The sequence below is a fragment of the Streptomyces sp. NPDC102490 genome, from assembly GCF_044765285.1.
Lineage (GTDB): Bacteria > Actinomycetota > Actinomycetes > Streptomycetales > Streptomycetaceae > Streptomyces.
In genome coordinates this window covers 268,835-292,530 of sequence record NZ_JBIWJU010000006.1, presented here as the reverse complement: position 1 = coordinate 292,530, position 23,696 = coordinate 268,835, and the positions used below count along the sequence as shown (strand labels likewise).

The following is a 23,696-nucleotide window of genomic DNA, read 5'->3' as shown; positions in this document are numbered from 1 at the left end:
CGAATGAGGGGTGTTGCTCGTCGAAACGGCTCTTTCGAATGCGTATTCGATAAGTTGGCTACTCTGCACGGCAGGCAGGACACGGTTCACAGGACGGCCGGCCCGCGAGAGCGGGCGGGTCCGAGCGGAGCTTGGGGGTGCCAGGACCTATGGCGCGGCGCATCGACGTGACCGGCGCGGGCGGCGTACGCCTCGCGGCCTGGGAGTTCGGCGACCCTCTCAAGACCGACCGGGCGCCCGGCCCCTCCTCCTCCGCGTCCGGCGCGGGGGACCTGCCCGGCGTGCTGTTATTGCACGGCCTGATGGGCCGCGCCTCGCACTGGGCCGCCACCGCCCGCTGGCTCTCCGCCCGCCACCGGGCCGTCGCCCTCGACCAGCGCGGCCACGGCCGCAGCGACAAGCCCCCGCGGGCCGCCTACACCCGGGAGGCGTACGTCGAGGACGTCGAGGCCGCCCTGGAGCAGCTCGGTCTCGGCCCCGCCGTCCTCATCGGCCACGCCATGGGCGCGCTGACCGCCTGGCAGCTCGCCGCCAAGCGCCCCGACCTGGTCCGCGGCCTGATCATCTGCGACATGCGGGCCTCCGCACTCGGCGCCGCCTCCCAGCACACCTGGACCGAATGGTTCCGCGCCTGGCCGGTCCCCTTCGCCACGCTCGCCGACGTCCGCAAGTGGTTCGGCGAGGACGATCCGTGGGTCGAGCGGCCCAACCCGGCCCGCGGCGAGTTCTACGCCGAGGTGATGGCCGAGTCCCCGGACGGCTGGCGCCCCGTCTTCGAACCCGAGCAGATGCTGCGCTCCCGCGAGACCTGGGTCTACGACGCGCACTGGGAGGAACTGGCCCAGGTGCGCTGCCCCACCCTGGTCGTGCGCGGCCTGGACGGCGAGCTGGGCCGCGCCGAGGCCCAGGAGATGGTCCGCGTCCTGCCGAACGGCCAGTACGCGGAGGTCGCCGACGCCGGCCACCTCGTCCACTACGACCAGCCGGAGGCGTGGCGGGCGGCCATCGAGCCGTTCCTGAGCACCCTCGGGGACGCCTGAGCGCCCGGGAACGGCCCGGCGCCCCGCCCCGGGAGGGGCCCGTCACCCCCTGCTGACCGCCGTGAGGATCTCCGGCAGCCGGTCCGCCGTGCGCGGCGCGGCCAGCCGCAGCCCGAGCAGCGTCAGCGCCGCGCCGTACACCGCGCCGACCGGCAGCAGCACCCAGCCCACGTCCCCGGCGCCCCCGCTCACGTTCAGCCAGATCGTCAGCCCGATCACCGGCGCGCACAGCAGGGCCGCGCCGATCATGCCGCCGAAGATCGAGACCCAGGCCAGCCCGACCTGGCCGGGGGCGACGTTCTTGTACCCCTCCTGCGGGATGGAGTACGGGAAACGCGCCGAGGTCCACGCGCCGGTCGCCAGCATCGCGCCGAGCAGCGCGAAGGACAGGCCGAGCGCCTCGGGCAGGGCCCGCCAGTCGTCGAGCATCGCGGTGGTCAGCACCGTGACGAGGGTGGCGTACGGCAGTGTGATCAGCAGCAGCGCCAGCGCGCGGGCCCGCAGCTCGACGTAGGCGTCCCGGGCCGAGGAGATCGTCATCGCGACCATCCAGAACGCGGACGTGTCCTGCCCGAACTGGTTGTACATCTGGATGCCGAGCATCCCGGCGGCGAAGCAGGCGAAGTAGACCGAACCGGTGCCCTGCCAGGCGTTGAACACCGGCACGATCAGACCGATGGCCAGCGAGGTCACCCACGCCGCCTTGGTCTTCGGGTCGCGCCACACATAGCGCAGGGTGCGCTCCATGGTGGTGCCCGTACGGCCCGCCGGCAGCCACCGGGCGAGTCCGGCCGAGCCGCGCTCGCGCACCGCCCCGGTGTCGCTCTGGAGCGTGGAGCCGTCGGGCGCCGTCATCAGCCGCGTCAGGTGGCGGGCCCACACCCACAGCAGCAGCCCCAGCGCCGCGGCCGTCAGCGCCAGCTGGGCCAGCGCGATGCCGTACGACCCGTCGCCCGCCGCGTCCATCGCGCCCACCGCCGACGCCGGCGGCACCCAGCGCACCACGTCGGCCACCGGGTCCAGCTCGCCCAGCCCCGACGAACCCAGCCGCTGCGCCCCGAAGTTGACGAGCTGCGCGCCCACCGCGACGACCAGGCCGCTCAGCACCGCGAGGTCGCGCCCCTTGCGGCTGGTCAGCAGCCGTACGTTGGCGGCGGCGACGGCCCGCGCCAGGGTCACGCACACCAGCAGCGCGAGGACCGCGCCGACGACCCCGACGGCGTACGCCGCGCCGCCGTGCGCGACCGCGGCCACGGAACCGGCGAACATGCACAGCGTGAACAGTGGCCCGATGCCCACCAGCGAGGCGGTGAGCAGGGCCCGCACCAGGGGGCCGGGCCGCAGCGGCAGCATCACCAGCCGGGTGGGGTCGAGCGTCTCGTCGCCGCCGGGGAAGAACAGCGGCATCACCGCCCAGCCCAGCGCGAGCACCGCCGCGAGCAGCACGACCAGCGAGTCCACGTGCGCGTGCCCGCGCAGCGCGATCAGGCCGATCAGCTGGAGCGCGGCGAAGAGCAACACGAGGGCGGCGGAGGCGATGTAGGCGGCCCGGCGCCCGCCGGACTGCCGCAGCCCGTTGCGCAGCAGCGACAGCTTCAGCCGTACGAAGACGGGCGTGACGGACGCGCCGGAGGGGACCGGCGGGCGGCCCGACGAGCCGGACGGGGCCGGTGCGGCCGGTGAGGTCGGCGCGCTCATCGGGACCCGCCGCCCAGCCAGTCCAGATCGGACCCGGCGTCCCGGCCCCCCGCGCCGACGAGTTCGAGGAACGCCTGCTGCAACGAGGCCGCCTGGCCGCGCACCTCGGCGAGCGTTCCGGTGGCCCGGATGCGTCCCGCGGCCATCACGGCCACCCAGTCGCACAGCGACTCCACCAGCTCCATGACGTGGGAGGAGAAGACGACGGTGGCGCCGGAGGCGGTGTAGCGCTCCAGGACACCCCGGATGGTCTGCGCGGAGACCGGGTCGACGCCCTCGAACGGCTCGTCCAGGAACAGCACTTCCGGATTGTGCAGCAGTGCGGCGGCGAGGCCGATCTTCTTCCGCATGCCGGTCGAGTAGTCGACGACCAGTTTGTGCTGGGCCCCCGCGAGGTCGAGCACGTCGAGGAGCTGGGTGGCGCGCTTGTCGACCTCCTCGCCGGGCAGCCCGCGCAACCGGCCCGTGTAGCCGAGCAGTTCCCGCCCCGACAGCCGCTCGAAGAGCCGCAACCCCTCGGGCAGCACCCCGATCCTGGCCTTCACTTCGACCGGATCGCGCCACACGTCGTGTCCCACGACCTCGACCGACCCCTGGTCCGGCCGCAGCAGCCCGGTCACCATGGAGAGCGTGGTGGTCTTCCCGGCCCCGTTGGGCCCGACGAGCCCGATGAACTTTCCGGCCGGCAACTCCAGATCGATCCCACCCACGGCCACTTGCTGCCCGAACCGCTTCCAGAGCCCCTGAACCCGCACGGCGCTGTTACTCACCACAACTCCCTCCGTCCCGTTGCACCCTACGGGGGAGCAACGCCGGTAAGGGGCGCGGGACTGTGTCGATATGCGGCTCCGCCGCGTGGGCGCGACAAGCCACTCACGGCCGTCAGCCGCCAAGTCGCAGCAACCCGGCAGATGAATGGGCGCCCCTATCGATCCCTGCCGCACGCATACGTCAACGGCGAGATCAACTCCTCCACATCCGGCAGCCACCGATTCACCGCAGTCGGCCGGCAGGCCCACTGCACCGCACCCCACTGCCCGAACCGCGTCGGCGGAGCCGCCACGTACGCCCCCTCCCCGAGCACCGCCAGATCGAGCACCCGGGGCGACCACCCCAACCGCCGCACGAGATCCGGCACCTTCGCCCCCGCCCCCGGCAGCACGAAGAACCGCATCCGCCGGTCCGGCGCCAGCGTCACCGGCCCCAGCGTCAGCTCCATCCGCTGCATCCGCGCCAGCGCCAGGAACCCGGCGGTCTCCGGCACGTCGATCGCATCGAACGTCCGCCCCGTGGGCAGCAGGATCGACGCCCCCGGCTGCTTCTGCCACATCCGCCGGGCGACGGTCGCGCTGCCCGTGGCCTGCGCCGTCCAGTCCTCGTGCGCCGGGTGCGCGCCCGGGGCGGCGCACGCCGGGTCGCCGCAGGAGCAGCGCTGCATCCCGTCGGCGGGCACCAGCCAGGTGCCGGGAAACACGTCCCAGTGACGCTCCTCGGCGTAGCGAACGGCGGTCTCCAGCAGCGACGTGCCGCGCTGCTGCGGGATCTGGGCGGCTTCGGTGCCGGGGATGGTCTCTTCCACGTGGGTCTCAACTCCCGTGCCCACCGGGGGTTACGGGCGCCGCGCGCGCGGGGGAGGTGCATTGGCACCCCGCTTGGGGCGCATGGGTGCACAGGCGGGGGCGCGCAGGAGGATTCACCGCGGGAGGTGGGTAGCCAGCACTGGGGCCGGCACCGGCCGTTACCCCGGCAATCCTCGCAAGCTTCGCAAGTCTCGCATTGTCGGCACATCGACGGGGCATTGATCTTCACGGCCGGATCTCTTTCGTCCGACGATCCGCCGGGACAGCATCGAGACCGCATGAGACCGCATGGGGGTTACGCCATGGCCGCAAGGCCTCTCGTCGCGCGGCAGCCGAACGAACGACTGCAGGCGCTCATTCAGGAAGCGGGCTGCTCGAACGCGGGCCTCGCCCGCCGGGTCAACGTGTGCGGGGTCGAGCACGGTCTCGACCTGCGGTACGACAAGACCTCCGTGGCCCGCTGGCTGCGCGGACAGCAACCGCGCGGCCGGGCACCGGCGATCATCGCCGAGGCGCTCGGACGCAAGCTCGGCCGCACGGTCACGATCGACGAGATCGGCATGGCCAACGGCAAGAACCTCGCGTCCGGCGTCGGCCTCCAGTTCTCGCCGACGGTACTGGGCGCCATCGAGCAGGTCTGCGAGCTGTGGCGCAGCGACGTGGGGCGCCGGGACTTCCTGTCCGGTTCCTCCGTCGCCGCCTCGGCGCTCGTCGAACCCAGCCGGGACTGGCTGATTTCCGCCCCCGACCCGCAGGTGTCCCGTTCGGCGGGGCCGCGGGTGGGCCAGTCCGACGTGGCGGCCGTGCGCGCGATGACCCAGGCACTGGTGGACCTGGACCACCAGTACGGCAGCGGGCACGTGCGCCCGGTCCTGGTGCACTACCTGAACAGCGTCGTCTCGGGACTGCTGGCCGGCTCCTACCGGGAGGCGGTCGGGCGGGACTTGTTCGCCACGGTCGCGCGCCTGACCGAACTGGCCGGATACATGGCCGTCGACACCGGTCAACCGGGCCTCGCCCAGCGGTACTACATCCAGTCGCTGCGGCTCGCCCAGGCGGCCGGGGACCGCGGCTACGGCGGGTACGTCCTCGCCGCCTCCATGAGCCACCTCGCCGCACAGCTCGGAAACCCGCGCGAGATCGCCCAGTTGGCGCGGGCGGCCCAGGAGGGCGCACGCGGGCGGGTGACGCCGCGCGCGGAGTCGATGTTCCACGCGGCCGAGGCCCGCGGCCACGCGCTCCTCGGCGACGTACGGGCGGCCCACGAGGCGGCCGGACGGGCGGTCGGCGCGATGGAGTCGGCCGATCCGGCCGCCGGGGACGACCCGGTGTGGATCGCGCACTTCGACGAGGCGTATCTCGCCGACGAGTTGGCGCACTGTCACCGGGACCTGGGCCAGGCGGACGCGGCCGCCCGCTACGCGCGGCAGTCCCTGGACGGGCATCCCGCGTCACGGGCGCGCAGGCGGGCCATCGGCCATGTGCTGTTGGCCACGGCGCAGGTGCAGCAGCGCGAGATCGAACAGGCCTGCCACACGGCGACGAAGGCGGTGGAACTGCTGGAGACGCTGCGCTCGAACCGGGGCGCCGAGTACCTGGACGACTTCCAGGCCCGGCTCGAGCCGTACCGGGAGGAAGCGGTGGTCAGGGAGTTCGGTGCCCGGCTCGACCTCCAGGCCGCCGCGTGAACGGACGGGGCGCGGATGAGTGAACACGCGTGAAACGCCGCCGTGGTGAGCGGAACGGGGCATCAACAGCGCGCGGCGGCCCGGTTCTGTTACCGCGGTCACAGGGAAGGAGTTGACGCCCCGGGCGGCGTGGCAGGGGGCTCCGGGGACCCGGTAGCGTGAGCCGACGATTCCGAAGGTCCCCCATTCGTAGGAGTCCCGGTGACGCAGAGTGGACAGGGCGAGGAGCCCTCGCGGCGGCAAGCGCGCGAAGGCATCGTGCTGCCCTCGGACGGTGGCGAGCCCTTGCTGCCCGGTCGGGCCGGCACTCCCGTCGGCCCGCAGGCCGGTGGCCCGGTGCCCGCCTCGGCGCCGCCCGGCGGCCAGGCCTGGGACCGCCCCTGGGGCCCCGACCAGCAGCAGGGTGCGCCCGCCACCCAGAGCTGGCCCACGCCGCCCGGGGCCCAGCCGTGGGGCGTCCCGGAGACCCCGCAGCAGTCCGCGCCGCCGTCCATGCCCCAGGCGTGGTCGCACGGGCAGGACGCCCCGGCCCAGGCGCCCGGTGCCCTGCCGCCGCAGGCCGGACCCGGCCCGCTGCCGCCGGAGGGCGCGCAGCCGCCGTCGTACGGGACACCGGCGGGCGAGCAGTCCTACGGCGCGCAGCCGACGTACGGGCAGCACCAGCAGCAGCACCAGTCCCAGCATCACCAGCCCCAGCCCCAGCAGCCCCAGCATCAGCAGCACGGCGGGGGTGCCGCGCCGCTGCCGCCCGCCGACGAGGGCGCGACGCAGTACCTGCCGCCGGTCGTGCCGCCCGCCGACGAGGGCGCCACCCAGTACATACCGCCGGTGTCGCCCGCGGGGCCGGGTGCGCTGCCTCCGGAGAGACCCGTGCGGCCGCACGCCGCCGAGTCGACCCAGTACCTCGGCCAGGCACCGCAGTACCCCGCGCCCGCCGCGCCCGCGCCCCACCCGGACGCCGAGGCCACGCAGTACATCGCGCCCGTGCCCGGCGGCCCCGCCGGCGGCCCGTTCGGTGCCGGGCCCGGCACCGACGAGGGGCGTCAGCCGCCCGCCGAGTTCGACAACCTCTTCCGTGGTGCGCCCGGCGCCGACAGCCCGGCCTCGGCCACCCAGCAGATGCCCCGGTTCGACGCGCCGCAGCCGCAGTACCCCGGCGGTCAGTCCGGGTACGCCCCGCAGGGCCCGGGCGGCGGTGGCGGCGGCCGGCGGCGCGGCAACGACGACGGCGGCGGCCGGGGCGGCCGCCGCGGTTCCCGGCTGCCGCTCCTCGCGGCCGTCGGCGTGGGCATCGCCGTCGTCGGGGTCGGCGCCGGCGCGATGATGGCCGGCGGGGGAGAGGACGAGGACAAGGGCGGCAACCAGACGGTGTCCGCCACGGCCCCCGCCTCCGAGTCCGCGTCCGCCCCGGCCTCGCCGTCCGCCGACCCGGCCCGGCAGCAGGCCGTCGGACTGGACAAGCTGCTCGCCGACAGCGGCACCGGCCGCACCACGGTGATCAACGCCGTGGGCGACGTGAAGACCTGCGACAACCTGTCCCAGGCGGCCAAGGACCTGCGCGAGGCCGCCAAGCAGCGCAGCGGGCTGGTCGACAGCCTCTCCCAGCTGCCGGTGGACCAGCTGCCCCGGCACACCGAGCTGACCACCGCGCTCACCAAGGCGTGGCAGGCCTCCGCGTCGGCCGACAACCACTACGCGGCCTGGGCCGACCGGACGGCCGGCAAGAAGGGCTGCAAGAAGGGCAAGGCCGCCACCCAGCCCTCGGAGGCCAACCGGGCGAGCGGCACAGCCAGCAAGGAGAAGGCCAAGGCCGCGGCGCTCTGGAACACCATCGCCAAGAAGTACGGCCTGACCGAACGCCGGCCGACCCAGCTGTGAGCCCGCCCGGGGCCGGCCCGCGGGGCGGGCGCTAGGCCACGTCCGCGTTCTGGAGGGTGCGGGTGGTGTCCACGGCGCCCCGGCGGGCCGAGACCAGGTGGCCGTCCCGGACGACCTGGAGGGTGACGTCGGCGTTGACCAGGCGCGGGAAGCCGACCGAGGCCAGCTTGTCGGCGAACGTCCACCTCAGGTCGGGAGTGAGCCCGCCGGTACGGACCTCCAGGCCGTCGTCGAGGGCCCGCCGTACGGTGTCGGCGCTCACCTCGCCGTCGCCGAGCGACGCGACGACCTCCTTGAACACGGTGTACGCGATCCAGGTGGTCTGCACTCCGGCGTCCGCCGCGTCGACGTCGTTGTCGCCGAACGCCTGCTCCTTGATCAGCTTCTTCAGCGCGTCCCAGGCCGGGTCGCCCACCGCCGGGTACCAGCCGGTGACGTACGCCCCCTCGTAGGGCCCGGACTCCCCGCCGCTGGCGTTGACCGTCGTCTGGTCGACGCTGCCGAGCACGGTCGCGGTCCGCACGTCCGGGTGGTCCTCGCGGGCGCGCCGGAAGGAGTCCATGAAGGTGCCGGTGCGGTCCCCGAGGACCGGCACCACGCACCCCGGCCTGCCCCCGCCGGTGCCCTCCCGCGCCAGTGCCCGCGCGGACTGGTCGTCGTACGCGGTGGCGTCCTCCGCCGCCCGCTGGTCGTGGGCCCGCTCGTGCCCGCCCGAGACCAGCCCGGAGTCCAGCAGCGCGGGCAGCTGGTCGCCCGCGATGGTGTCGGGGCGGACGAGCGTGACCGGCCCGCACGAGCCGGCGAGCGCGCTGCCGAGCCCGGCGAGCAACGCGGGCTGGCCCCCGTTGACCGGGTACGACAGCGGACTGGTGAACTCCGTGTTGGTGAGGCCGTAGCCGCCGATGTACGGGATGCGGGCGCCCTCCAGGACGGGGAAGAAGGAGTCGGCGTACTGGCTGTAGGAGCCCACGACGGCGACCGCGTTCTCGTTGACGGCACGGCGGGCGCACTTCGCGGCGGCCACGCTGTCGTTGTGGTCGTTGCAGGTCAGGACGTTGAGCTTGCGGCCCCCGAGGCCGCCCTGGGCGTTGACCCAGCGGGCGTAGGCCCGGGCGAGGGCGGGCATGCCGGGCTTGTTGGTCGCGCCGGTGTCCTGCGGCGCCCAGGTCATGACGGTGATCGGGTCGTCGCCCCCGGAGCCCCCCGTGGCACCGGGGACGACCCCGCAGCCGACGGCGAGTGACGCGCACGCCACCAGCGCGCCCGTGGCCAGGGCGCCGGTGCGGGTGGCCCGGGAGCGGCCGCGGAGGCCGCCGGGGGGAGTGCTGCGAAGGGGTCGCCTGCCGGTCATGTACCCGCACGATTCCGTCACCCGGCCAACCCGGGAGTGACCCGCGGTCAACGTGTGGTGACGCGGAGGTGAATTGCGGGCGCCGGAGGGGGGCGGGGGAGAGGAACGTAGGATCGATGACCGTGCAAGGTTCGGAGAACTCTTCCCGTCGTGGCCGTCGCTCCTCCACCATGGGCGGCATGCCACTCAACGACATGCCGTGGTGGCGCTGGCGCAGCCAGGTGCGCTCCGCGCTGCACATGCTCTCCGCCCCCGCCTTCCAGCGGGACGTCTGGCTGGCCGGCGTCGACGGCTACGGGGACGTCACCGACGCCGTGTACCGCCTGGTGGAGGACACCTGGCTGGACCACTGGTCGGCCGAGAAGTACGTGGGCACGGTCTTCCGCGACTCGCAGGAGGCGGCGCTGGTCGACACCGCCGTGCTGCGGGTCCTGCGGATCATGCACCAGGTCGGGCCGGACGCGCCGGTGGCCGCGTACCTGGAGCACGCGGACTGGCCGGAGGCGGTCCGGGCGGCGCGCGACGCGCACGTACGGCTGGCCACGAGTGACGGCGAGGACCCGGAGACGGAGCCGCGCACGCTCGAGGTGCTGCACCTCCTGACCCGGTCCGCCTGACGGGACGGCGCGCGGTCCCCGGGGCCGGATATGGGACCCTGTGCTGCATGAACGCGCAGTCCTCCGCCGCCGTCCCCGCGGCCGACGCCCCGGCCGACCAGTACGTCCTCACCCTGTCCTGCCCCGACAAGCAGGGCATCGTGCACGCCGTCTCGAGCTATCTGTTCATGACCGGCTGCAACATCGAGGACAGCCAGCAGTTCGGGGACCACGACACGGGTCTGTTCTTCATGCGGGTCCACTTCTCGGCCGGTGAGCCGGTGACCGTGGACAAGCTGCGCGCCAGCTTCACCGCGATCGGCGACGCCTTCCACATGGACTGGCAGATCAACCGGGCCGACGCGAAGATGCGCATCGTGCTCATGGTGAGCAGGTTCGGGCACTGCCTGAACGACCTGCTCTTCCGGGCCCGGATCGGCGCGCTGCCCGTGGAGATCGCCGCCGTGGTGTCCAACCACACCGACTTCGCGGAACTGGTGGGGTCCTACGACATCCCCTTCCACCACATCCCCGTGACGAAGGACACCAAGCCGGAGGCCGAGGCCCGGGTCCTGGAGATCGTGCGCGAGGAGAACGTCGAACTCGTCGTGCTGGCCCGCTACATGCAGGTCCTCTCGGACGACCTGTGCAAGCGGCTCAGCGGACGGATCATCAACATCCACCACTCCTTCCTGCCGAGCTTCAAGGGCGCGAAGCCGTACCACCAGGCGCACGCGCGGGGTGTGAAGCTGATCGGCGCGACCGCCCACTACGTGACGGCGGACCTCGACGAGGGGCCGATCATCGAGCAGGAGGTCGAGCGGGTCGGCCACGACGTCACGCCGGACCAGCTGGTGGCGATCGGGCGGGACGTGGAGTGCCAGGCGCTGGCGCGGGCCGTGAAGTGGCATGCGGAGCGGAGGATTCTCCTGAACGGCCGCCGGACGGTGGTGTTCGCCTAGCGGCGCCCAGCGGGGCGGGGGGTTCGGTTTCGTCGGCGGCTGCGCGAGCACCCCCCACAGACCCGCAGCCGCCGATGAATCCGCAACCGCCCCCTACATCCGGCTCAAGCTGGCCGCGGCGAACAGGACGTCCCGGATCGCCTCCCGGTCGCCGACCTGGCCCGCCGCCGCCTCCGCCGGAGGCACATGGCCCGCCGCCAGCCGGCAGAACTCCACGCCGTCCAGGGCGACATGGGCCACCTCGTGGTCGGCGGAGCCCACCGCGCCGGGGGAGTCCAGCGGGATGAGCCACTCGCCGCCGCCCGAGCCCTCGATCTCCAGCCGCAGGCTGCGCCCCGGCTCGCCCGCGGCGACCAGGCGCGGACGGTCGCCGGGCGTGGCCAGACCGGCCAGGCGGCGGGCCGCGAGGACACCCGGCAGCATCCGGGCCGCGAGGTCGATCATGCCGTTGAGATGCCGCGCGGACGGCGGCGCGTACGGATAGTCCACCGCCTCGGCGATGTCCTCCGCGTGCACCCAGCACTCGAACGCCCGGTCCAGCATCGCGTCCCGCAGCGGCAGCTCGAAGTCGCCGTACGAGACCGGCATCCCGCCCGCGTCGCCGGTGAACGCCACCGTCCGGACGATGCCGTGACTCTGCTCACGCCAGGGGGCCCGCACCGCACGGGTGGGCGGGTAGTGCGAGGCCCGCCAGTACGCCTCCGTGCGGGCGGCCGGCGCCCGGGAGGGCGCGGTGATGTCCCCCAGCGGGTCGTCGAGGCCCAAGGTGACGGCGACCGTCCCGTCGACCGTCAGCAGGTGGGCGATGACCCCGGCGACGGTGGTACGGCGGCTCGCGGTGCCGTCGCCCTCGAACCAGCGCAGCCGGACCGGGGCGTGCCACTCGGCGTCCCCGAAGTCCTGGAGCAGCGCGTCGAGGCGCGCGGTCTCGGCGTCGTAGGGCGTGGCCCACTCGGGCACCGGGATGCGAGGCGGGCGCCGCTCCAGGCACCCGTCCAGGACCCGGGTGCGCAGGGCGGGGTCCAGATCGAGGCTCTCCGGCCGCTGGAGCAGCGTGACGGCCTCGCGCAGGCGCAGCGCCTCCTCGGTGCAGGCCTCGCACTCCCCGAGGTGCGCCTCGACGGCCGCCGCCTCCTGCGCCGAGCAGGCGGCCAGCGCCCACGCGCCGAGCAGCGAGGTCAGCACCTGGTGCTCCAGCGCGAGGGGCGCCGGGGCGGGCAGCACCCGCCCGCCGTCCTCGACGGAGGCACGCGGCAGCGGAATACGCGCCCCGGTGCCCGGGCCGGTACCGGTGACCGCGTCGTCGGCTTCCCCGTTCCCGTGGTGCGCGTCGTGTTCCTCGTAGCCGTCGTCCTCGTCGTACGCCCTCATGCCGCACCCCCGTACTCGGGCGGGGCCCCGGGCGGGTGCGGGGCGGTGCCGGCGTCGCGGGCGGTGGACAGGAGCTGGAGGCCCAGGCGGAGGCGGCGGCGGGCCTCGTCCTCCGTGACGCCCAGGTCGGCGGCGGTCTGGCGGTAGTCGCGGCGCTGGAAGTAGGCCAGCTCCAGCGCGGCGCGCAGCGGAGCCGGCATGGACTGGACGATGTAGTCGGCGCGGGCGGCGACCGAGGCGCGCCGCACCTTGGTCTCCAGCTCCTCCGCGGTGCCCGGCCCGCCCCGGACCAGGGCCGCCGTCTCGGTGGCGCGCAGCCGCTGGACGGCGAAGCGGTGGGTGAGCGTGGCGATCCAGGTGCGCAGCGGACCCTGCCGGGGGTCGTAGGCGTCGGGATGCTCCCAGACGTGCGCGAAGACGTCGCGGGTGAGGCGGTCGGCGGCCCGCTCGTCGTCGAGCACGCGGTGCGCCAGGCCGTGCACCAGCGAGGCGAACCGGTCGTACAGCTCGCCCAGGGCGGCGGCCTCGCCGCGCGCGAGCCGCTGCTGCATCTTGCGGTCCCAGCGCAGTGGTGCGTCCCTCTTCGCCATGCGGTCCCTCCACCCCCTCCTCGGTCCCAGCCTGCGGCCACGCTCTCCCCGAATGTAGTCGGCACGTCCGACAGCGCACGCCCCTTTGTTCCAATGCGCGCCCCCAGGCCGGCCGGTGGTGATATGCGCCTCCACTACCCTCTATCGTGCGACCGGATTCGATCGAACAGGATCGAAACAGTCTGAAACAAGCCACTTACGCCCGGTCTCCGTTTCCGCCCCGGCGTTTGCGGGAACGGCCGGTGGGCAGGCGCGCCGCCAAGAAGCGTAAGTACGGCTTCCGTTTCGGGTGAAACCCGAAGGTTCCAGACGTTCCGACGGATGAAGGGCATGGTGGTGACGTTCAACGTGACCGGCGGCGAGCGGGGCCAGTGGGCCGTGCTCCAGGTGTCGGGCGAACTGGACATGGTGACGTCACCGGTGCTGCGGCAGCGCGTGCACGACGAGGTCGCGGAGGGACGGCACAGCCTCGTCCTGGACCTCTCCGAGGTCCTGTTCTGCGACTCCAGCGGGGTCGGCGTCCTCATCGCGTCGCGGCGGCTCATCCGCTCCTGCCAGGGCAGGCTGCGCCTGATACTGCCCGCCCAGGGCGCCGTCGACGGCTCCCACGTCAACCGCGTCCTCGGCGCGCTGGGCGTGCGCCGGCTCTTCGACTGCCACCCCGACCTCGCCTCGGCGACCGGGGACGAGCCGCGGCCCCTGTCGGCCTAGGCCGCGACTCGCGGCAACTCCCGTCCGCGGCGGCGTCCGGCGACGTACGCTCCCGGCGAGACATACCCCCGAACACCGACGTGAGGCGGCCGGAGAGAACCATGGTCAACAGCGAGTACGAGCGCAGGATCGCCGCGCGGTTCACCACCTTCGACCAGGACGGCAACGGTCACATCGACCGTTCCGACTTCAGCGGGGCGGCCAAGGCCCTGCTCGCGGAGTTCGGCGTCGCCGCCCGCTCCGAGAAGGGGCAGGCCCTGTACGGCGGAGCCGAGGCGCTCTGGCAGGGCCTGGCCGGCATCGCCGACCGGGACGGCGACCAGCGCATCACCCGTGAGGAATTCGTCACCGGAGCGGTCAAGCGGCTGCGGGACAAGCCGGAGCGGTTCGCCGAGATCGCCCGCCCCTTCCTGCACGCCGCGCTCGACGTCGCCGACACCGACGGTGACGGCGCGGCCACCGTCGCGGACACCGCGCGGGCGCTGACCGCGTTCGGCGTGCCGGAGGACCTCGCCGGACCGGCGGCCGCCGCGCTCGACACGGACGGCGACGGCAAGATCGGGGAGGCGGAGATCGTCCCGGCCTTCGCCCGCTACTTCACCGTGCCCGAATAGCGCGGACCGCAGGAGCCCGCGCCCGGGTGTCACGGATCGTGGCGGAACGCCGTCACGGAGCGTTGCCACCGGGTGGTGTCCGCCACGTGGTCGGTCACCGCCCGGAGTCGGTGCCACACTCCGGTGCCCTGCGGGGGACGCGAGTACGCCCGGGCGCCGACCGTGCCGGAGTTGCCCCCCGGGGCGGCTCCGGAACCGGCGGTGTGCGCCGTGCCCCGCAAGGCGCGACGACTGTCGGGCACCGCGTGTTCGACTCCCCGGAAAGCGCGTCGCACAGTATGCCGCACGCGTACTCCTTCGCGCTGGAATATGCCCGAAGCGCTTGTTGACGTGACGGAACGTCAACCATGCTGTCCCGCAGGGGATTCACGGTCCGTGATCCCTGCCCCGGCCGTTGTTCTGGCCATGCTGGAAATGGCTACGATCGTGGCCCTCATGAGGCGCGAGCCTTTGTGTCCGCCGGTTCGGATGGTGTGAGCGGTGCAGGTGCTTCAAGTGCAGCTGGAGGTCCGTCCAGACCCCTCGGAAGTGGGGCGTGCCCGGCGGTGGGCGCGTTCCCGGCTCGCCGGTTCGGGGATACGGGCCGATGAACCACTCGCCGAGACGCTGGTCCTGCTCGTCTCCGAACTCGTCACCAACGCCGTGGTGCACACCGGGCGTTCGGCGGTGCTGCGGCTGGTGCTGCCGGGCGCGGTGACCGAGGAGACCGGGGAGGCCACCGTCCGCCTCGAAGTGGACGACGCCAGCGACCTGGCCCCCGTGCCCCGTTGCGTGGGCGGCGAGGCGACGGGCGGCCGGGGCCTCGCCCTCGTGGACGGCCTCGCCGACCGCTGGGGCTGGAGCCGGGAGGGCACCGGCAAGCGCATCTGGTGCGAACTGGACCGGTGCGCCGCGGGCGAGGAGACCCCACCGGCCCGCGGGAGCGGCGGCGCGGTGGCGTACGAGGGGTTCGCGTACGAAGTGGTGTAACGGCCGTGCGCCGGGGTGTGCTTCCGTGCGCGTCCCCGGCGAAACCGGACGCAGGTGAGGAAACCCCCTCGCCGGTTGACGGATCGTGACCGTTTCCTCACGCTTGGAGGCAACGATTCGCCGCGAGGGGACGACGAGGGCTCGGTGACGGAGCCCTCGACGAGCGTGGGTCGTGTCGGCGGCGGTTCCCTCGGGGGGCGACGGGAGCCGGGCGGGAGCGCCGGAGTCGGCCGGCGGCGCGCGATGCCGTGCTCGGGGCGGACAGCGCCGCGCCACCGGCCGACGAGTTCGGGGCGGACCCCGATCACTGTCCACAGGCTGTGGACAACTCCGCGCGGAATGTGCGCCGGTACCCGGTCGGCGTGACCCCGAGCGCCGCCTGCAAGTGCTGCCGCATCGACTGGGCCGTGCCGAACCCGGCGTCCCGGGCGATCTCGTCGATGGAGAGCGCGGTGGACTCCAGCAGGTGCCGGGCCCGTTCGACGCGCTGCCGGGTGAGCCACTGGCCCGGACTGACGCCGACCTCCTCGCGGAACCGGCGGGTGAAGGTTCGTACCGACATCGACTCCTGCGCGGCCATGTCCCGCAGCTGGATCGGCTCGTGCAGACGGCCGAGCGCCCAGGCGCGGGCCCCCGTCGTGGACGACTGCTGCGGATCGGGCACCGGCCGCTCGATGTACTGCGCCTGCCCGCCGTCCCGGTGCGGCGGTACGACGGTGCGCCGGGCCACCTCGTTGGCGACGGCGGTGCCGTGGTCCCGGCGCACGATGTGCACGCACAGATCGATCCCGGCCGCGACCCCGGCCGAGGTGAGCACGTCGCCGTCGTCGACGAACAGCACGTCGGCGTCCACCCGCACCTTCGGGAACAGCCGCTGGAAGTGCTCGGCGGAGGCCCAGTGCGTGGTCGCCGGGCGGCCGTCCAGATATCCGGCGGCGGCCAGGACGAACCCGCCCGTGCAGATCGCGACGAGCCGGGTGCCGGGCCGCACCAGGGCCAGCGCCGCGCTCAGCTCCTCGGTCAGCACGCCCTCCTCGTAGACGGGGCCCAGCTCGTAGGAGGCGGGGACCACGACCGTGTCGGCGGTGGCCAGGGCCTCGGGGCCGTTCCCGACCAGGATCTCGAAGTCGGCGTCCGTGGCGACCGGGCCCGGCGGCCGGACCGAGCAGGTGACGACCTCGTACAGCCGGCGCCTGTGCTCGTCGCGGGCCAGGCCGAAGATGCGCTGCGCGATGCCCAGCTCGAAGGGGAGCAGACCGTCGAGGGCGAGCACGACGACGCGGTGCGGGCGGTCGGCGGCGGAGGGGGCGCCGGGGGTGTCGAGGATGCCGGAGGTCATGGCCCGATCCTAGCGGACCCTGACCTTCGGGCCACTGGATCGCAGGCGGTCCCGCTCGGAGACTCTGTGACGTGACCCAGACAACCGACGCCACCGCAGTAACCGAGGACGCGCGGGAGCCGGCCCGCCGCGGGCGGGTGCACCGCGCCTGGTGGGTCGCCGCCGTCACCTTCGTGACGATCATCGGCGCCGCCGCCTTCCGCTCCCTGCCCGGCATCCTCATCGACCCGCTCCACCAGGAGTTCGGCTGGTCGCGCGGCACCATCGGTGCCGCCGTCTCCGTGAACCTCGCCCTCTACGGGCTGACCGCGCCCTTCGCCGCCGCGCTGATGGACCGCTTCGGCATCCGGCGGGTCGTCGCCGTCGCCCTGCTGGTGATCGCGGTCGGCTCCGGCCTGACCGTGTGGATGGACTCCGCCTGGCAGCTCATCCTGTGCTGGGGCCTGCTGGTCGGCCTCGGCTCCGGCTCCATGGCCCTGGCCTTCGCCGCCACCGTCACCAACCGCTGGTTCACCGAGCGGCGCGGCCTGGTCACCGGCGTCCTCACCGCCGCCTCCGCCTCCGGGCAGCTGATCTTCCTGCCCCTGCTGTCCTGGATCGTCGAGACGTACGACTGGCGCCCGGCGGCCGTCACCGTCGCCCTCGCCGCCCTGGCCGTCGTCCCCTTCGTCTGGCTCCTCCTGCGCGACCACCCGGCCGACGTCGGCCAGAAGCCGTACGGCGCCCAGGAGTTCGTACCCAAGCCCGCGCCCGTCCCCGGCGCCGCCCGCCGCACCCTCGCGGTCCTGTTCTCCGCCGTCCGCACCGGCCCGTTCTGGCTGCTGGCCGGCAGCTTCGCGATCTGCGGCGCCTCCACCAACGGCCTGATCCAGACCCACTTCGTGCCCGCCGCCCACGACCACGGCATGCCGATCACCGCCGCGGCCTCGCTGCTCGCCGTCATCGGCGTGTTCGACGTGGCCGGCACGATCGCCTCCGGCTGGTTCACCGACCGCTTCGAACCGCGCCGCCTGCTCGCCGTCTACTACGCCCTGCGCGGCGTGTCCCTCCTCTTCCTCCCCATGCTGCTCGCGCCGAGCGTCCACCCGCCGATGGTCTTCTTCATCGTCTTCTACGGCCTCGACTGGGTCGCCACCGTCCCGCCCACCCTCGCCCTGTGCCGCGAGCACTACGGCGACGACAGCGCGATCGTCTTCGGCTGGGTGCTGGCCTCGCACCAGGTGGGCGCCGCCCTCGTCGCCTTCCTCGGCGGCGTGGCCCGCGACCACTTCGGCTCCTACGACGTCGTGTGGGTCGCCTCCGGGGCGCTGTGCGCGGCGGCGGCCCTGATGGCGCTGGTGATCCGGCGACGCCCGGCTCCGGTGACGGCCCTGTCATGAGCAAGTCGTAAGCTCCGGGTATGGGGTGGGGGGCAGGGCCGGGGGCGGCCGAGCGCAGACGCCTGACGTGGTCGAACGACGAATGGAACGTGGCGGCGGCACTGTGCGCGACGCAGCTGCCGCTGGGGTGGCTGGCGTGGTGGTTCTTCGTCGGGGCGGGGCAGGACGACTACGGCCGCGGCGGCGGCGCTTTCGGCGTCCTCTGCGTCCCGCTGATCCTGCCGCTTCTCGGAGTCGTGCACGCCAGTGCGCAGGTCATGCCCGCCGCGACCCTCTCCCGTCTCCTCTCGCGCCGCCTGAGCGGGCCCGAGTGGGCCTGGCACGCGGCGGCTTCCGTCCTGGTCGGCGCGGGTGGGGCCGGGTTGGGGCACCTGGTGTGGGACTGGTCGCTGAGGGACACGGTCCCCTGGTTCGCGGGCGCCGGGATCCTGCCCGTGCTGTTCCTCGCCCCACTGCGCCGGCGGGCGTGGGGCGGGTGGAGCGTCTGGCTGCGCTCGGCCGGTGTGTGCTTCGTCCTCTTCGTCGTCGGCGGACTGAGCGCGGCCTCCCTGGCCGACGACTACGAGCCCCCCGCGCTCTCCGACCGGCAGCTCGCCGGGGAGTGGCGCGCGGACCACGGGGCCGTCCTGCGGCTGGTCCCGGGCGGTCGGGCCGAGCTGACCCGGGTCCCGGCCCAGCCCGACTTCGAAGCGGACCAGGACTACACCAGGTGCGACGGCACCGGCACCTGGACCCGCAGCCGGCAGGGCGACCGTGCGGGCGTCCTGGTACGGCTCGACGGCGCGTGCGGCGAGGAGACGCACTGGACGATCAGCGGCACCGGGCAGGCGCCCGAGCTGTTCGCGCTGTTCGGCGACCCGGACGCCGGTGAGCTGCTGATCCTCACCCGGGATTAGCCCGGCAGCCGCTAGCCCGGCAGCCGCGACACCCGGTCTGCCCCCCTCTTCGCGACCGCCCGGGCGATCCGCTCCGCGTCGATCGCCAGCTCGCGCAGCATCCCGCTGATCGGGTTGGTGAACCCGGTGAAGTACAGGCCGGGCGCGGCGGCCGGGGCGCGTCCCCCGTGCGCGACCGGGCGCCCGGTGCCGTCGAGGACGCCGAGGTGCCCGACCAGGCCCTCCAGCCCCCGCCGGTACCCCGTGGCCGCGATCACCGCGTCGGGGGCGATACGGGTGCCGTCGGCCAGCAGGACCTTGCCGTCCTCGAAGCCCTCCACCGCGGCGGCGACCTCCACCCGGCCGGAGCGCACCGCGTCGATCAGGCCCACGTCCTGCACCGGGATGGCACCCGCGGCCACCCGGCTGTAGAGCCCGGTGTCCGGGCGCGGCAGCCCCTGGGCCGACAGGTCGGGCACGCTGATCCGGGCCAGCGGCCTCGCCAGCCGGTCCACCAGCGCGACCGGCAGCCGCCGGCACAGGATGCCGGTGTACTGGGCGGCCCACCCGGCGGTCGAGCGGCGGACGATGTGCGGCGCCGTGCGCACGGCGAGCCGGACCCGGGCGGCCCCGCCCTCCACCAGGTCCACGGCGATCTCGGCGCCGGTGTTGCCCACGCCGACCACCAGGACGTCCCGGCCGGCGTACGGGGCCGGGGAGCGGTACTCGGCGGCGTGCCGGAACGCGCCGGTGTAGCTGTCGCGGCCGGGCCAGTCGGGCACGCGCGGGGTGTGGTTGTAGCCGGTGGCGACCACCACCGCGGCGCCGGTCAGCTCCCGGCCCCCGGAGGCGTGCAGCAGCCAGCCGGTCCCGTCCGGCGTGCGCTCGACGCGGAAGACCTCCACCCCGGTGACGATCTCCAGCTGGTGGTACTCGGCGTACTTCTCCAGGTACCGCACCACGTCGTCCCGGGCCACCCACCGTCCGAAGCGGCGCGGCATCGGCAGGCCGGGCAGCGCCGACAGGCGGCGGGTGGTGTGCAGCCGCAGCCGGTCGTAGTGCCGTCGCCAGGAGGAGCCGACGCGGTCGGCCCGTTCCAGGACCACGGCCCGCAGACCGCGGGCGCGCAGCGCGTGGGCGACGGCGAGACCGCCGGGACCGGCGCCGATGACGTACACGGGCAGGCCCGCGGGGTGGGCGGGCCGCTGCGGTGCAGCGGACGCTGTGGAGTCGGCCATGCGGCGAGCGTAATCGCGCGCTCGGTTGATGGGTCTCGGTCAAGACCGGAATCGGTTGCGGATCGGTCACGACCGCGACGGGTCGGCTTGAATGGCCGGATGGCCCACACACGCATGTACACCCTCGACCCGTCCCTCGCCCACCCCGAACCCCGCGGGCACGGGCTGCGCCTGCGCGCCTGGGACGCCGCCTCGGACACCGACGCGCAGACGTGGCTGCGCGGCTGCCTGGACCCCGAGTTCCAGCGCTGGAACACGCCGCTCAAGCTGTGGACCGACCTCGCCGGGGCCCGCGAGTCGCTGCGGGGACGGGCGCGGGACGCGGCGGAGGGCAGGTCGGCGTCGTTCCGGATCACCGACGACGAGAGCGGTACGACACTCGGGCACATCGGCCTCGGCGAGATCAGCGGGCAGCTGAAGACGGCCCGGGTCGGCTACTGGGTGCTCCCCGAGGCCCGCGGCCGGGGCGTCGCCACCCGGGCCCTGCTCCTCGCCTCCCGCTGGGCCTACGCCGAACTCGGCCTGCACCGCCTGGAACTGGGCCACGCCGTGGGGCACGACGCCTCCTGCCGGGTCGCCGAGCGCGGCGGCTACCGCGCCGAGGGGACCCTGCGCGAGGCGATGTTCGAGGCCGGCCGGCACGACGCCTTCCGGGACGTGCACCTGCACGCGCGCCTGGCGACGGACGAGGAGCCGACGCCGCCCGGCGCGCGGTGAGCGCGGTTCACGGCCACAGCAGCCGCCGGTCCCAGCCGCCGTTCCCGCCGCGGCGGTAGGCCAGCCGTACGTGGCGCCGACGGGCCTCGCCCTGGAAGAACTCCACCTCGTCGGGGCGCAGCCGGTACAGCGTCCAGGACGCCACCGGGGAGTCCGGTTCCCGCTCGGCCCGCTCCCAGGCCGCCCGGGAGGCGCGGGCCAGTTCGTCCGTCGAGTCCAGCTCCGCGCTCTGCCGGCCGGTGAGCGCGGCGGCGAGGGCGCCGGTCGACCGCGCGTGCAGGTCGGCCCGCGCCTCCTCGGCCGGGGCGGCGGCGACCGGTCCGCGCAGCCGCACCTGGCGGCCCAGCACCGGCCAGTAGAAGACGAGGGCGGCGTACGGGCGGGCGGCGAGGTGGCGGCCCTTGCGGCTGTCGGCGTGGGTCGCGAAGGCCCAGCCGTCCGCGTCCGCGCCGTGCAGCATCACGACGCGGGCGTCCGGCAGGCCCTCGGCGTCCGCGGTGGCCAGCGTCACCGTGTGCGGCTCGCGTTCACCGGCCGCGACCGCCTCGGCGAACCAGCGGGTGAACAGCTCCAGCGGGTCGCCGGGCGCGCCGGCCGGGTCGAGGAGCGGCAGTGCGGTGACCGCGGGGTCCCACACCCGCAGTGACCTCAGCAGCTCGTGAAGATCGGTTCCCATACCCCGATTGTCGTGCGGTCAGGGGCGCCGCGTCATACGGAGCCGAGGTCGGAGGAGACCCAGCGTTCGGGGCGCATCCGGACGACGACCTGCTCGCCGTGGTTCGCCGAGGCGAAGGCGACGTAGCCGTCGACCTTCTCCGCCGGGAGATAGCGCGCGGAGATCTCCCGCAGCTGCTCCTCCGTCGCGGTGACCGTCTCGACGACCGGACCCTCCACCGACACGTAGCGGATGGTGGGCTCCAGCCGGTCGACCATCAGCGAGAACCGGCCCGCCCTGCTGATCAGCTCGTTCTTGCGGCTGTCGAGGCCCGTCATGATCCACACCTCGCCGCCGGGCTCGTACTGGTACCAGATCGGCACGGTCAGCGGGGCGCGGCCCGCCCCGGCGTCGACGGCGAGGGCGGCGATGTGCGGTTCGGCCAGGAACGTCTCACGCTCTTCGCGGGTCAGGGCCACGGCGGTCTCCTCCGGCGGGTGCGGATGCGGTGCGGGTCTGGACGCCGAACACAACGTCGGCCGGGCGGGCCGCTGTTCCCCGGCCGGGACCTGGCGGGGCTGAACTGCGAGGCGCTGGACGTCGTGCCGGGGCGGCCGGAGGGCCGGGCACGGTCGCCGAGTTCGAGCGGGCGGCCGACGGGGCGGCGAAGGTCTGAAGGACTGCTGGAGACCCGGGACCCGGAGGTCTGGAGGTCTGCCGGAGGTGCGGCGGGCGGCGACGCGGCGGAACGGAGATGACAGGCTGCCGCGCGGCGAACTACTTGGCGGGCTTCTTTCCGGTGATGCCGAGATACGTCAACAGAGCGAGATGCGGCTTGAGTTCCGCCTGTTTCACGCCCCAGGAGGAGAAGCCCTTCTGGTGCGAGGCGGCGGCCGCGAGCATGACGACCAGTGACCCGGCGATCGCCGCGGGGTTCACGTCCTTGTCGACCTTGCCCTTTGCCTGGAGATCGGCGACGGAATCCGTGAGGGAGGAATTCACCGAGTTAAGGATCTTCATGCGGATTTTGGCGAATCGCTTGTCGCCCTCCGCCGCGCCGAGATCGATCACCCGGAGAATGGCGTCGTTCTTGCGCCAGAACTCCAGGAATCCGTCGACGAGTTCCTGTGCCGTCTGCCAGCCGGCCTTGCCGACCCACGAGCGGCCCACCGTCAGCTCGGCCAGCGAGGAACTCTCGGCGGCCAGGCGCTCGGCGATCTCCAGGACGGCGCCCTCGACGTCCGGGAAGTACTGGTAGAAGGTCGCGGGCGAGGTGCCCGCCCTGCGGGCGACATCGATGACTTTGACATCGCGATAGGGGGAGGAGCTGAGCATTTCGCTGAGGCAGTCGAGCAGTTTCTGCCGGGTCGCCTGCCCACGTCGACCGGCCACGCGGCCGTCGACGGTACGCACTTGTCCTGTCATGCCGTCAGCTTACCGACGGGTGATCCGAGCGCGATTCGGCCGACTGCAAATGGGGTGTGAGCGCGGAGAGAGGCCGGTGTGCCCGGTCTGCGCGGTGCGGGCGACGCGGTTACTTTGACGGCATGGCCGAAAACGGGGCATTCGAGAAGAGGTCGCCGAAGTCGTCGGACGGTCCGTCCGCCCGCCGGGAGGGAATGCCCTGCTGGGTGGACGCACAGCTCTCCGACGTCGAGGCGGGCAGGCGTTTCTACGGCGAGCTGTTCGGCTGGACCTTCCAGGAGGAAGCGGAGGGAGAGCCCGGCAGGAGCCCCCACCGGGCGCCGGGGGAGTCCCTGCGGGCGTGCCTGGACGGTGAGCCGGTCGCCGCGCTGGTCCGCAAGACGGACGGCCGGATGCCCACCGTGTGGTCCGTGTACTTCCACACCCCGGACGCCACCGCGCTCGCCGCGCGCATCCGGGCGGGCGGCGGTCAGGTGGTCACCCCGCCGCACCCGGTCGGCGACCTGGGCACCGCCGCCCTCGCCGCCGACCCCGACGGCGCGGTCTTCGGGCTCTGGCAGCCGGGCCGCCGTACCGGCTTCGGGCGCCGCCGCGAGCCGGGCACCTTCGCCTGGGCCGAGCTGTACACCCGGGACACGGAGGCCGCCAACGCCTTCTACGGCGACCTGTTCCACGACGCGCTCTTCGGCCCGGACGCCTCCCCGGAGTTCGGCCGCGCCCGGGTCTCGGACGTCTTCCCCGCCGAGATGCCGCCGCACTTCCTGGTCCACTTCCTGGTCGAGGACGTGGACGCCGCCCTCGCCGCGGTGACCCGGCTCGGCGGCCGGGTGCGGGTGCCGCCCTTCGGTACGTCGTACGGGCGGGTGGCGGTGGTCTCGGACGGCCAGGGGGCGTCGTTCGCGCTGCTGCGACGCTGAACGGCGGCCGCGGGCCCGCACGGGTCCGGGAACGGTCTCGTGCGGGCTCTTTGCCCGGAATCAGGCTAGACACCCCGATTGTCGCCAGGTTCGCCACCAGCGC

24 protein-coding genes are annotated in these 23,696 nt (G+C 73.9%); 12 read left to right on the top strand and 12 right to left on the bottom strand.

Features of this window, described 5'->3' with window-relative positions:
• Nucleotides 1–149 precede the first annotated feature (149 nt).
• Complete coding sequence (locus ACIRGB_RS15620) at nt 150–1,040, top strand: alpha/beta fold hydrolase (RefSeq protein ID WP_403864138.1); 891 nt, start codon at nt 150–152, stop codon at nt 1,038–1,040.
• 42 nt (nt 1,041–1,082) lie between these two features.
• On the opposite strand, the gene ACIRGB_RS15615 is transcribed toward ACIRGB_RS15620, so the two are convergent.
• The 3 genes from ACIRGB_RS15615 to ACIRGB_RS15605 all read right to left on the bottom strand — a co-directional run bounded on the left by ACIRGB_RS15615 (nt 1,083) and on the right by ACIRGB_RS15605 (nt 4,317).
• Nucleotides 1,083–2,738: a transporter gene (locus ACIRGB_RS15615; protein ID WP_403864135.1), complete on the bottom strand. Its 1,656-nt coding sequence runs from the start codon at nt 2,736–2,738 to the stop codon at nt 1,083–1,085.
• Nucleotides 2,735–3,511 (bottom strand): ABC transporter ATP-binding protein, encoded by a 777-nt coding sequence (locus ACIRGB_RS15610; protein ID WP_403864133.1) that lies wholly within the window; start codon nt 3,509–3,511, stop codon nt 2,735–2,737. Before ACIRGB_RS15610 ends, ACIRGB_RS15615 begins: the two co-directional genes overlap by 4 nt.
• 152 nt (nt 3,512–3,663) lie before the next feature.
• A complete protein-coding gene (locus ACIRGB_RS15605; protein WP_403864130.1) occupies nt 3,664–4,317 on the bottom strand; it encodes a bifunctional DNA primase/polymerase in 654 nt (217 codons plus the stop codon).
• A 303-nt stretch (nt 4,318–4,620) separates the two neighbouring features.
• Between ACIRGB_RS15605 and ACIRGB_RS15600 the strand changes: the two genes are divergently transcribed.
• Nucleotides 4,621–6,006 carry a transcriptional regulator gene (locus ACIRGB_RS15600; RefSeq protein WP_403864127.1) on the top strand — a complete coding sequence of 462 codons (1,386 nt, stop codon included), beginning with the start codon at nt 4,621–4,623 and terminating at the stop codon, nt 6,004–6,006.
• Between the two features lie 201 nt (nt 6,007–6,207).
• Nucleotides 6,208–7,884: a hypothetical protein gene (locus ACIRGB_RS15595; RefSeq protein WP_403864124.1), complete on the top strand. Its 1,677-nt coding sequence runs from the start codon at nt 6,208–6,210 to the stop codon at nt 7,882–7,884.
• Nucleotides 7,885–7,915: 31 nt separating this feature from the next.
• On the opposite strand, the gene ACIRGB_RS15590 is transcribed toward ACIRGB_RS15595, so the two are convergent.
• A complete protein-coding gene (locus ACIRGB_RS15590; RefSeq protein ID WP_403864121.1) occupies nt 7,916–9,235 on the bottom strand; it encodes an ABC transporter substrate-binding protein in 1,320 nt (439 codons plus the stop codon).
• A 116-nt stretch (nt 9,236–9,351) separates the two neighbouring features.
• Here ACIRGB_RS15590 and ACIRGB_RS15585 point away from each other — a divergent pair, with 116 nt between their 5' ends.
• Nucleotides 9,352–9,852 (top strand): hypothetical protein, encoded by a 501-nt coding sequence (locus tag ACIRGB_RS15585; RefSeq protein WP_403864118.1) that lies wholly within the window; start codon nt 9,352–9,354, stop codon nt 9,850–9,852.
• Nucleotides 9,853–9,899: 47 nt separating this feature from the next.
• Nucleotides 9,900–10,793, top strand: a complete 894-nt coding sequence (gene purU, locus ACIRGB_RS15580) for a formyltetrahydrofolate deformylase (RefSeq protein ID WP_403864115.1) — start codon at nt 9,900–9,902, stop codon at nt 10,791–10,793.
• A 93-nt stretch (nt 10,794–10,886) separates the two neighbouring features.
• On the opposite strand, the gene ACIRGB_RS15575 is transcribed toward purU, so the two are convergent.
• Both ACIRGB_RS15575 and ACIRGB_RS15570 read right to left on the bottom strand, forming a co-directional pair.
• Nucleotides 10,887–12,164, bottom strand: a complete 1,278-nt coding sequence (locus tag ACIRGB_RS15575; RefSeq protein WP_403864112.1) for a zf-HC2 domain-containing protein — start codon at nt 12,162–12,164, stop codon at nt 10,887–10,889.
• Nucleotides 12,161–12,754 (bottom strand): sigma-70 family RNA polymerase sigma factor, encoded by a 594-nt coding sequence (locus tag ACIRGB_RS15570; RefSeq protein WP_403864109.1) that lies wholly within the window; start codon nt 12,752–12,754, stop codon nt 12,161–12,163. Before ACIRGB_RS15570 ends, ACIRGB_RS15575 begins: the two co-directional genes overlap by 4 nt.
• A 330-nt stretch (nt 12,755–13,084) precedes the next feature.
• Between ACIRGB_RS15570 and ACIRGB_RS15565 the strand changes: the two genes are divergently transcribed.
• Nucleotides 13,085–13,465 carry an STAS domain-containing protein gene (locus ACIRGB_RS15565; protein ID WP_403864878.1) on the top strand — a complete coding sequence of 127 codons (381 nt, stop codon included), beginning with the start codon at nt 13,085–13,087 and terminating at the stop codon, nt 13,463–13,465.
• A gap of 101 nt (nt 13,466–13,566) precedes the next feature.
• A complete protein-coding gene (gene calD / locus ACIRGB_RS15560; RefSeq protein WP_403864106.1) occupies nt 13,567–14,079 on the top strand; it encodes a calcium binding protein CalD in 513 nt (170 codons plus the stop codon).
• A gap of 29 nt (nt 14,080–14,108) precedes the next feature.
• Here the strand turns inward: calD and ACIRGB_RS15555 are convergent, their stop codons facing one another.
• Nucleotides 14,109–14,321, bottom strand: a complete 213-nt coding sequence (locus ACIRGB_RS15555; protein ID WP_403864103.1) for a hypothetical protein — start codon at nt 14,319–14,321, stop codon at nt 14,109–14,111.
• Nucleotides 14,322–14,574: 253 nt separating this feature from the next.
• Here ACIRGB_RS15555 and ACIRGB_RS15550 point away from each other — a divergent pair, with 253 nt between their 5' ends.
• A complete protein-coding gene (locus tag ACIRGB_RS15550; RefSeq protein WP_403864875.1) occupies nt 14,575–15,048 on the top strand; it encodes an ATP-binding protein in 474 nt (157 codons plus the stop codon).
• A 304-nt stretch (nt 15,049–15,352) separates the two neighbouring features.
• Here ACIRGB_RS15550 and ACIRGB_RS15545 read toward each other — a convergent pair whose 3' ends face one another.
• On the bottom strand, nt 15,353–16,387 hold the full coding sequence (locus ACIRGB_RS15545; protein WP_403864100.1) for a GlxA family transcriptional regulator: 1,035 nt from the start codon (nt 16,385–16,387) through the stop codon (nt 15,353–15,355).
• 71 nt (nt 16,388–16,458) lie between these two features.
• Here ACIRGB_RS15545 and ACIRGB_RS15540 point away from each other — a divergent pair, with 71 nt between their 5' ends.
• Together ACIRGB_RS15540 and ACIRGB_RS15535 are read left to right on the top strand one after the other, a co-directional pair.
• Nucleotides 16,459–17,766 carry an MFS transporter gene (locus tag ACIRGB_RS15540; protein WP_403864097.1) on the top strand — a complete coding sequence of 436 codons (1,308 nt, stop codon included), beginning with the start codon at nt 16,459–16,461 and terminating at the stop codon, nt 17,764–17,766.
• A 20-nt stretch (nt 17,767–17,786) separates the two neighbouring features.
• Complete coding sequence (locus tag ACIRGB_RS15535; protein ID WP_403864094.1) at nt 17,787–18,662, top strand: hypothetical protein; 876 nt, start codon at nt 17,787–17,789, stop codon at nt 18,660–18,662.
• A gap of 11 nt (nt 18,663–18,673) precedes the next feature.
• Here the strand turns inward: ACIRGB_RS15535 and ACIRGB_RS15530 are convergent, their stop codons facing one another.
• Nucleotides 18,674–19,879 (bottom strand): flavin-containing monooxygenase, encoded by a 1,206-nt coding sequence (locus ACIRGB_RS15530; RefSeq protein WP_403864091.1) that lies wholly within the window; start codon nt 19,877–19,879, stop codon nt 18,674–18,676.
• Nucleotides 19,880–19,978: 99 nt separating this feature from the next.
• Between ACIRGB_RS15530 and ACIRGB_RS15525 the strand changes: the two genes are divergently transcribed.
• Complete coding sequence (locus ACIRGB_RS15525) at nt 19,979–20,596, top strand: GNAT family N-acetyltransferase (protein WP_403864088.1); 618 nt, start codon at nt 19,979–19,981, stop codon at nt 20,594–20,596.
• 7 nt (nt 20,597–20,603) lie between these two features.
• On the opposite strand, the gene ACIRGB_RS15520 is transcribed toward ACIRGB_RS15525, so the two are convergent.
• The 3 genes from ACIRGB_RS15520 to ACIRGB_RS15510 form a co-directional block, all read right to left on the bottom strand.
• Nucleotides 20,604–21,272, bottom strand: a complete 669-nt coding sequence (locus ACIRGB_RS15520; RefSeq protein ID WP_403864085.1) for a pyridoxal 5'-phosphate synthase — start codon at nt 21,270–21,272, stop codon at nt 20,604–20,606.
• A gap of 32 nt (nt 21,273–21,304) precedes the next feature.
• A complete protein-coding gene (locus ACIRGB_RS15515) occupies nt 21,305–21,730 on the bottom strand; it encodes a pyridoxamine 5'-phosphate oxidase family protein (protein WP_403864082.1) in 426 nt (141 codons plus the stop codon).
• A 298-nt stretch (nt 21,731–22,028) separates the two neighbouring features.
• Entirely contained in the window at nt 22,029–22,664 is a 636-nt protein-coding gene (locus ACIRGB_RS15510; protein ID WP_403864872.1) for a TetR family transcriptional regulator, read from the bottom strand.
• 134 nt (nt 22,665–22,798) lie between these two features.
• On the opposite strand from ACIRGB_RS15510, the gene ACIRGB_RS15505 reads away from it, so the two are divergent.
• The gene (locus ACIRGB_RS15505; protein WP_403864079.1) at nt 22,799–23,593 is read left to right on the top strand and encodes a VOC family protein; all 795 of its coding nucleotides are present in this window, start codon (nt 22,799–22,801) and stop codon (nt 23,591–23,593) included.
• The last annotated feature ends 103 nt before the right edge of the window (nt 23,594–23,696 follow it).

What these genes read in the sequence shown, in the direction of transcription:
- ACIRGB_RS15565 (WP_403864878.1), top strand. Translation starts at nt 13,085, where the DNA reads ATGGTGGTGACGTTCAACGTGACCGGCGGCGAGCGGGGCCAGTGGGCC.
- ACIRGB_RS15600 (WP_403864127.1), top strand. Translation starts at nt 4,621, where the DNA reads ATGGCCGCAAGGCCTCTCGTCGCGCGGCAGCCGAACGAACGACTGCAG.
- ACIRGB_RS15570 (WP_403864109.1), bottom strand. Translation starts at nt 12,754, where the DNA reads ATGGCGAAGAGGGACGCACCACTGCGCTGGGACCGCAAGATGCAGCAG.
- ACIRGB_RS15505 (WP_403864079.1), top strand. Translation starts at nt 22,799, where the DNA reads ATGGCCGAAAACGGGGCATTCGAGAAGAGGTCGCCGAAGTCGTCGGAC.
- ACIRGB_RS15535 (WP_403864094.1), top strand. Translation starts at nt 17,787, where the DNA reads ATGGGGTGGGGGGCAGGGCCGGGGGCGGCCGAGCGCAGACGCCTGACG.
- ACIRGB_RS15620 (WP_403864138.1), top strand. Translation starts at nt 150, where the DNA reads ATGGCGCGGCGCATCGACGTGACCGGCGCGGGCGGCGTACGCCTCGCG.
- purU (WP_403864115.1), top strand. Translation starts at nt 9,900, where the DNA reads ATGAACGCGCAGTCCTCCGCCGCCGTCCCCGCGGCCGACGCCCCGGCC.
- ACIRGB_RS15545 (WP_403864100.1), bottom strand. Translation starts at nt 16,387, where the DNA reads ATGACCTCCGGCATCCTCGACACCCCCGGCGCCCCCTCCGCCGCCGAC.
- calD (WP_403864106.1), top strand. Translation starts at nt 13,567, where the DNA reads ATGGTCAACAGCGAGTACGAGCGCAGGATCGCCGCGCGGTTCACCACC.
- ACIRGB_RS15585 (WP_403864118.1), top strand. Translation starts at nt 9,352, where the DNA reads ATGACCGTGCAAGGTTCGGAGAACTCTTCCCGTCGTGGCCGTCGCTCC.
- ACIRGB_RS15615 (WP_403864135.1), bottom strand. Translation starts at nt 2,738, where the DNA reads ATGAGCGCGCCGACCTCACCGGCCGCACCGGCCCCGTCCGGCTCGTCG.
- ACIRGB_RS15590 (WP_403864121.1), bottom strand. Translation starts at nt 9,235, where the DNA reads ATGACCGGCAGGCGACCCCTTCGCAGCACTCCCCCCGGCGGCCTCCGC.
- ACIRGB_RS15575 (WP_403864112.1), bottom strand. Translation starts at nt 12,164, where the DNA reads ATGAGGGCGTACGACGAGGACGACGGCTACGAGGAACACGACGCGCAC.
- ACIRGB_RS15520 (WP_403864085.1), bottom strand. Translation starts at nt 21,272, where the DNA reads ATGGGAACCGATCTTCACGAGCTGCTGAGGTCACTGCGGGTGTGGGAC.
- ACIRGB_RS15530 (WP_403864091.1), bottom strand. Translation starts at nt 19,879, where the DNA reads ATGGCCGACTCCACAGCGTCCGCTGCACCGCAGCGGCCCGCCCACCCC.
- ACIRGB_RS15525 (WP_403864088.1), top strand. Translation starts at nt 19,979, where the DNA reads ATGGCCCACACACGCATGTACACCCTCGACCCGTCCCTCGCCCACCCC.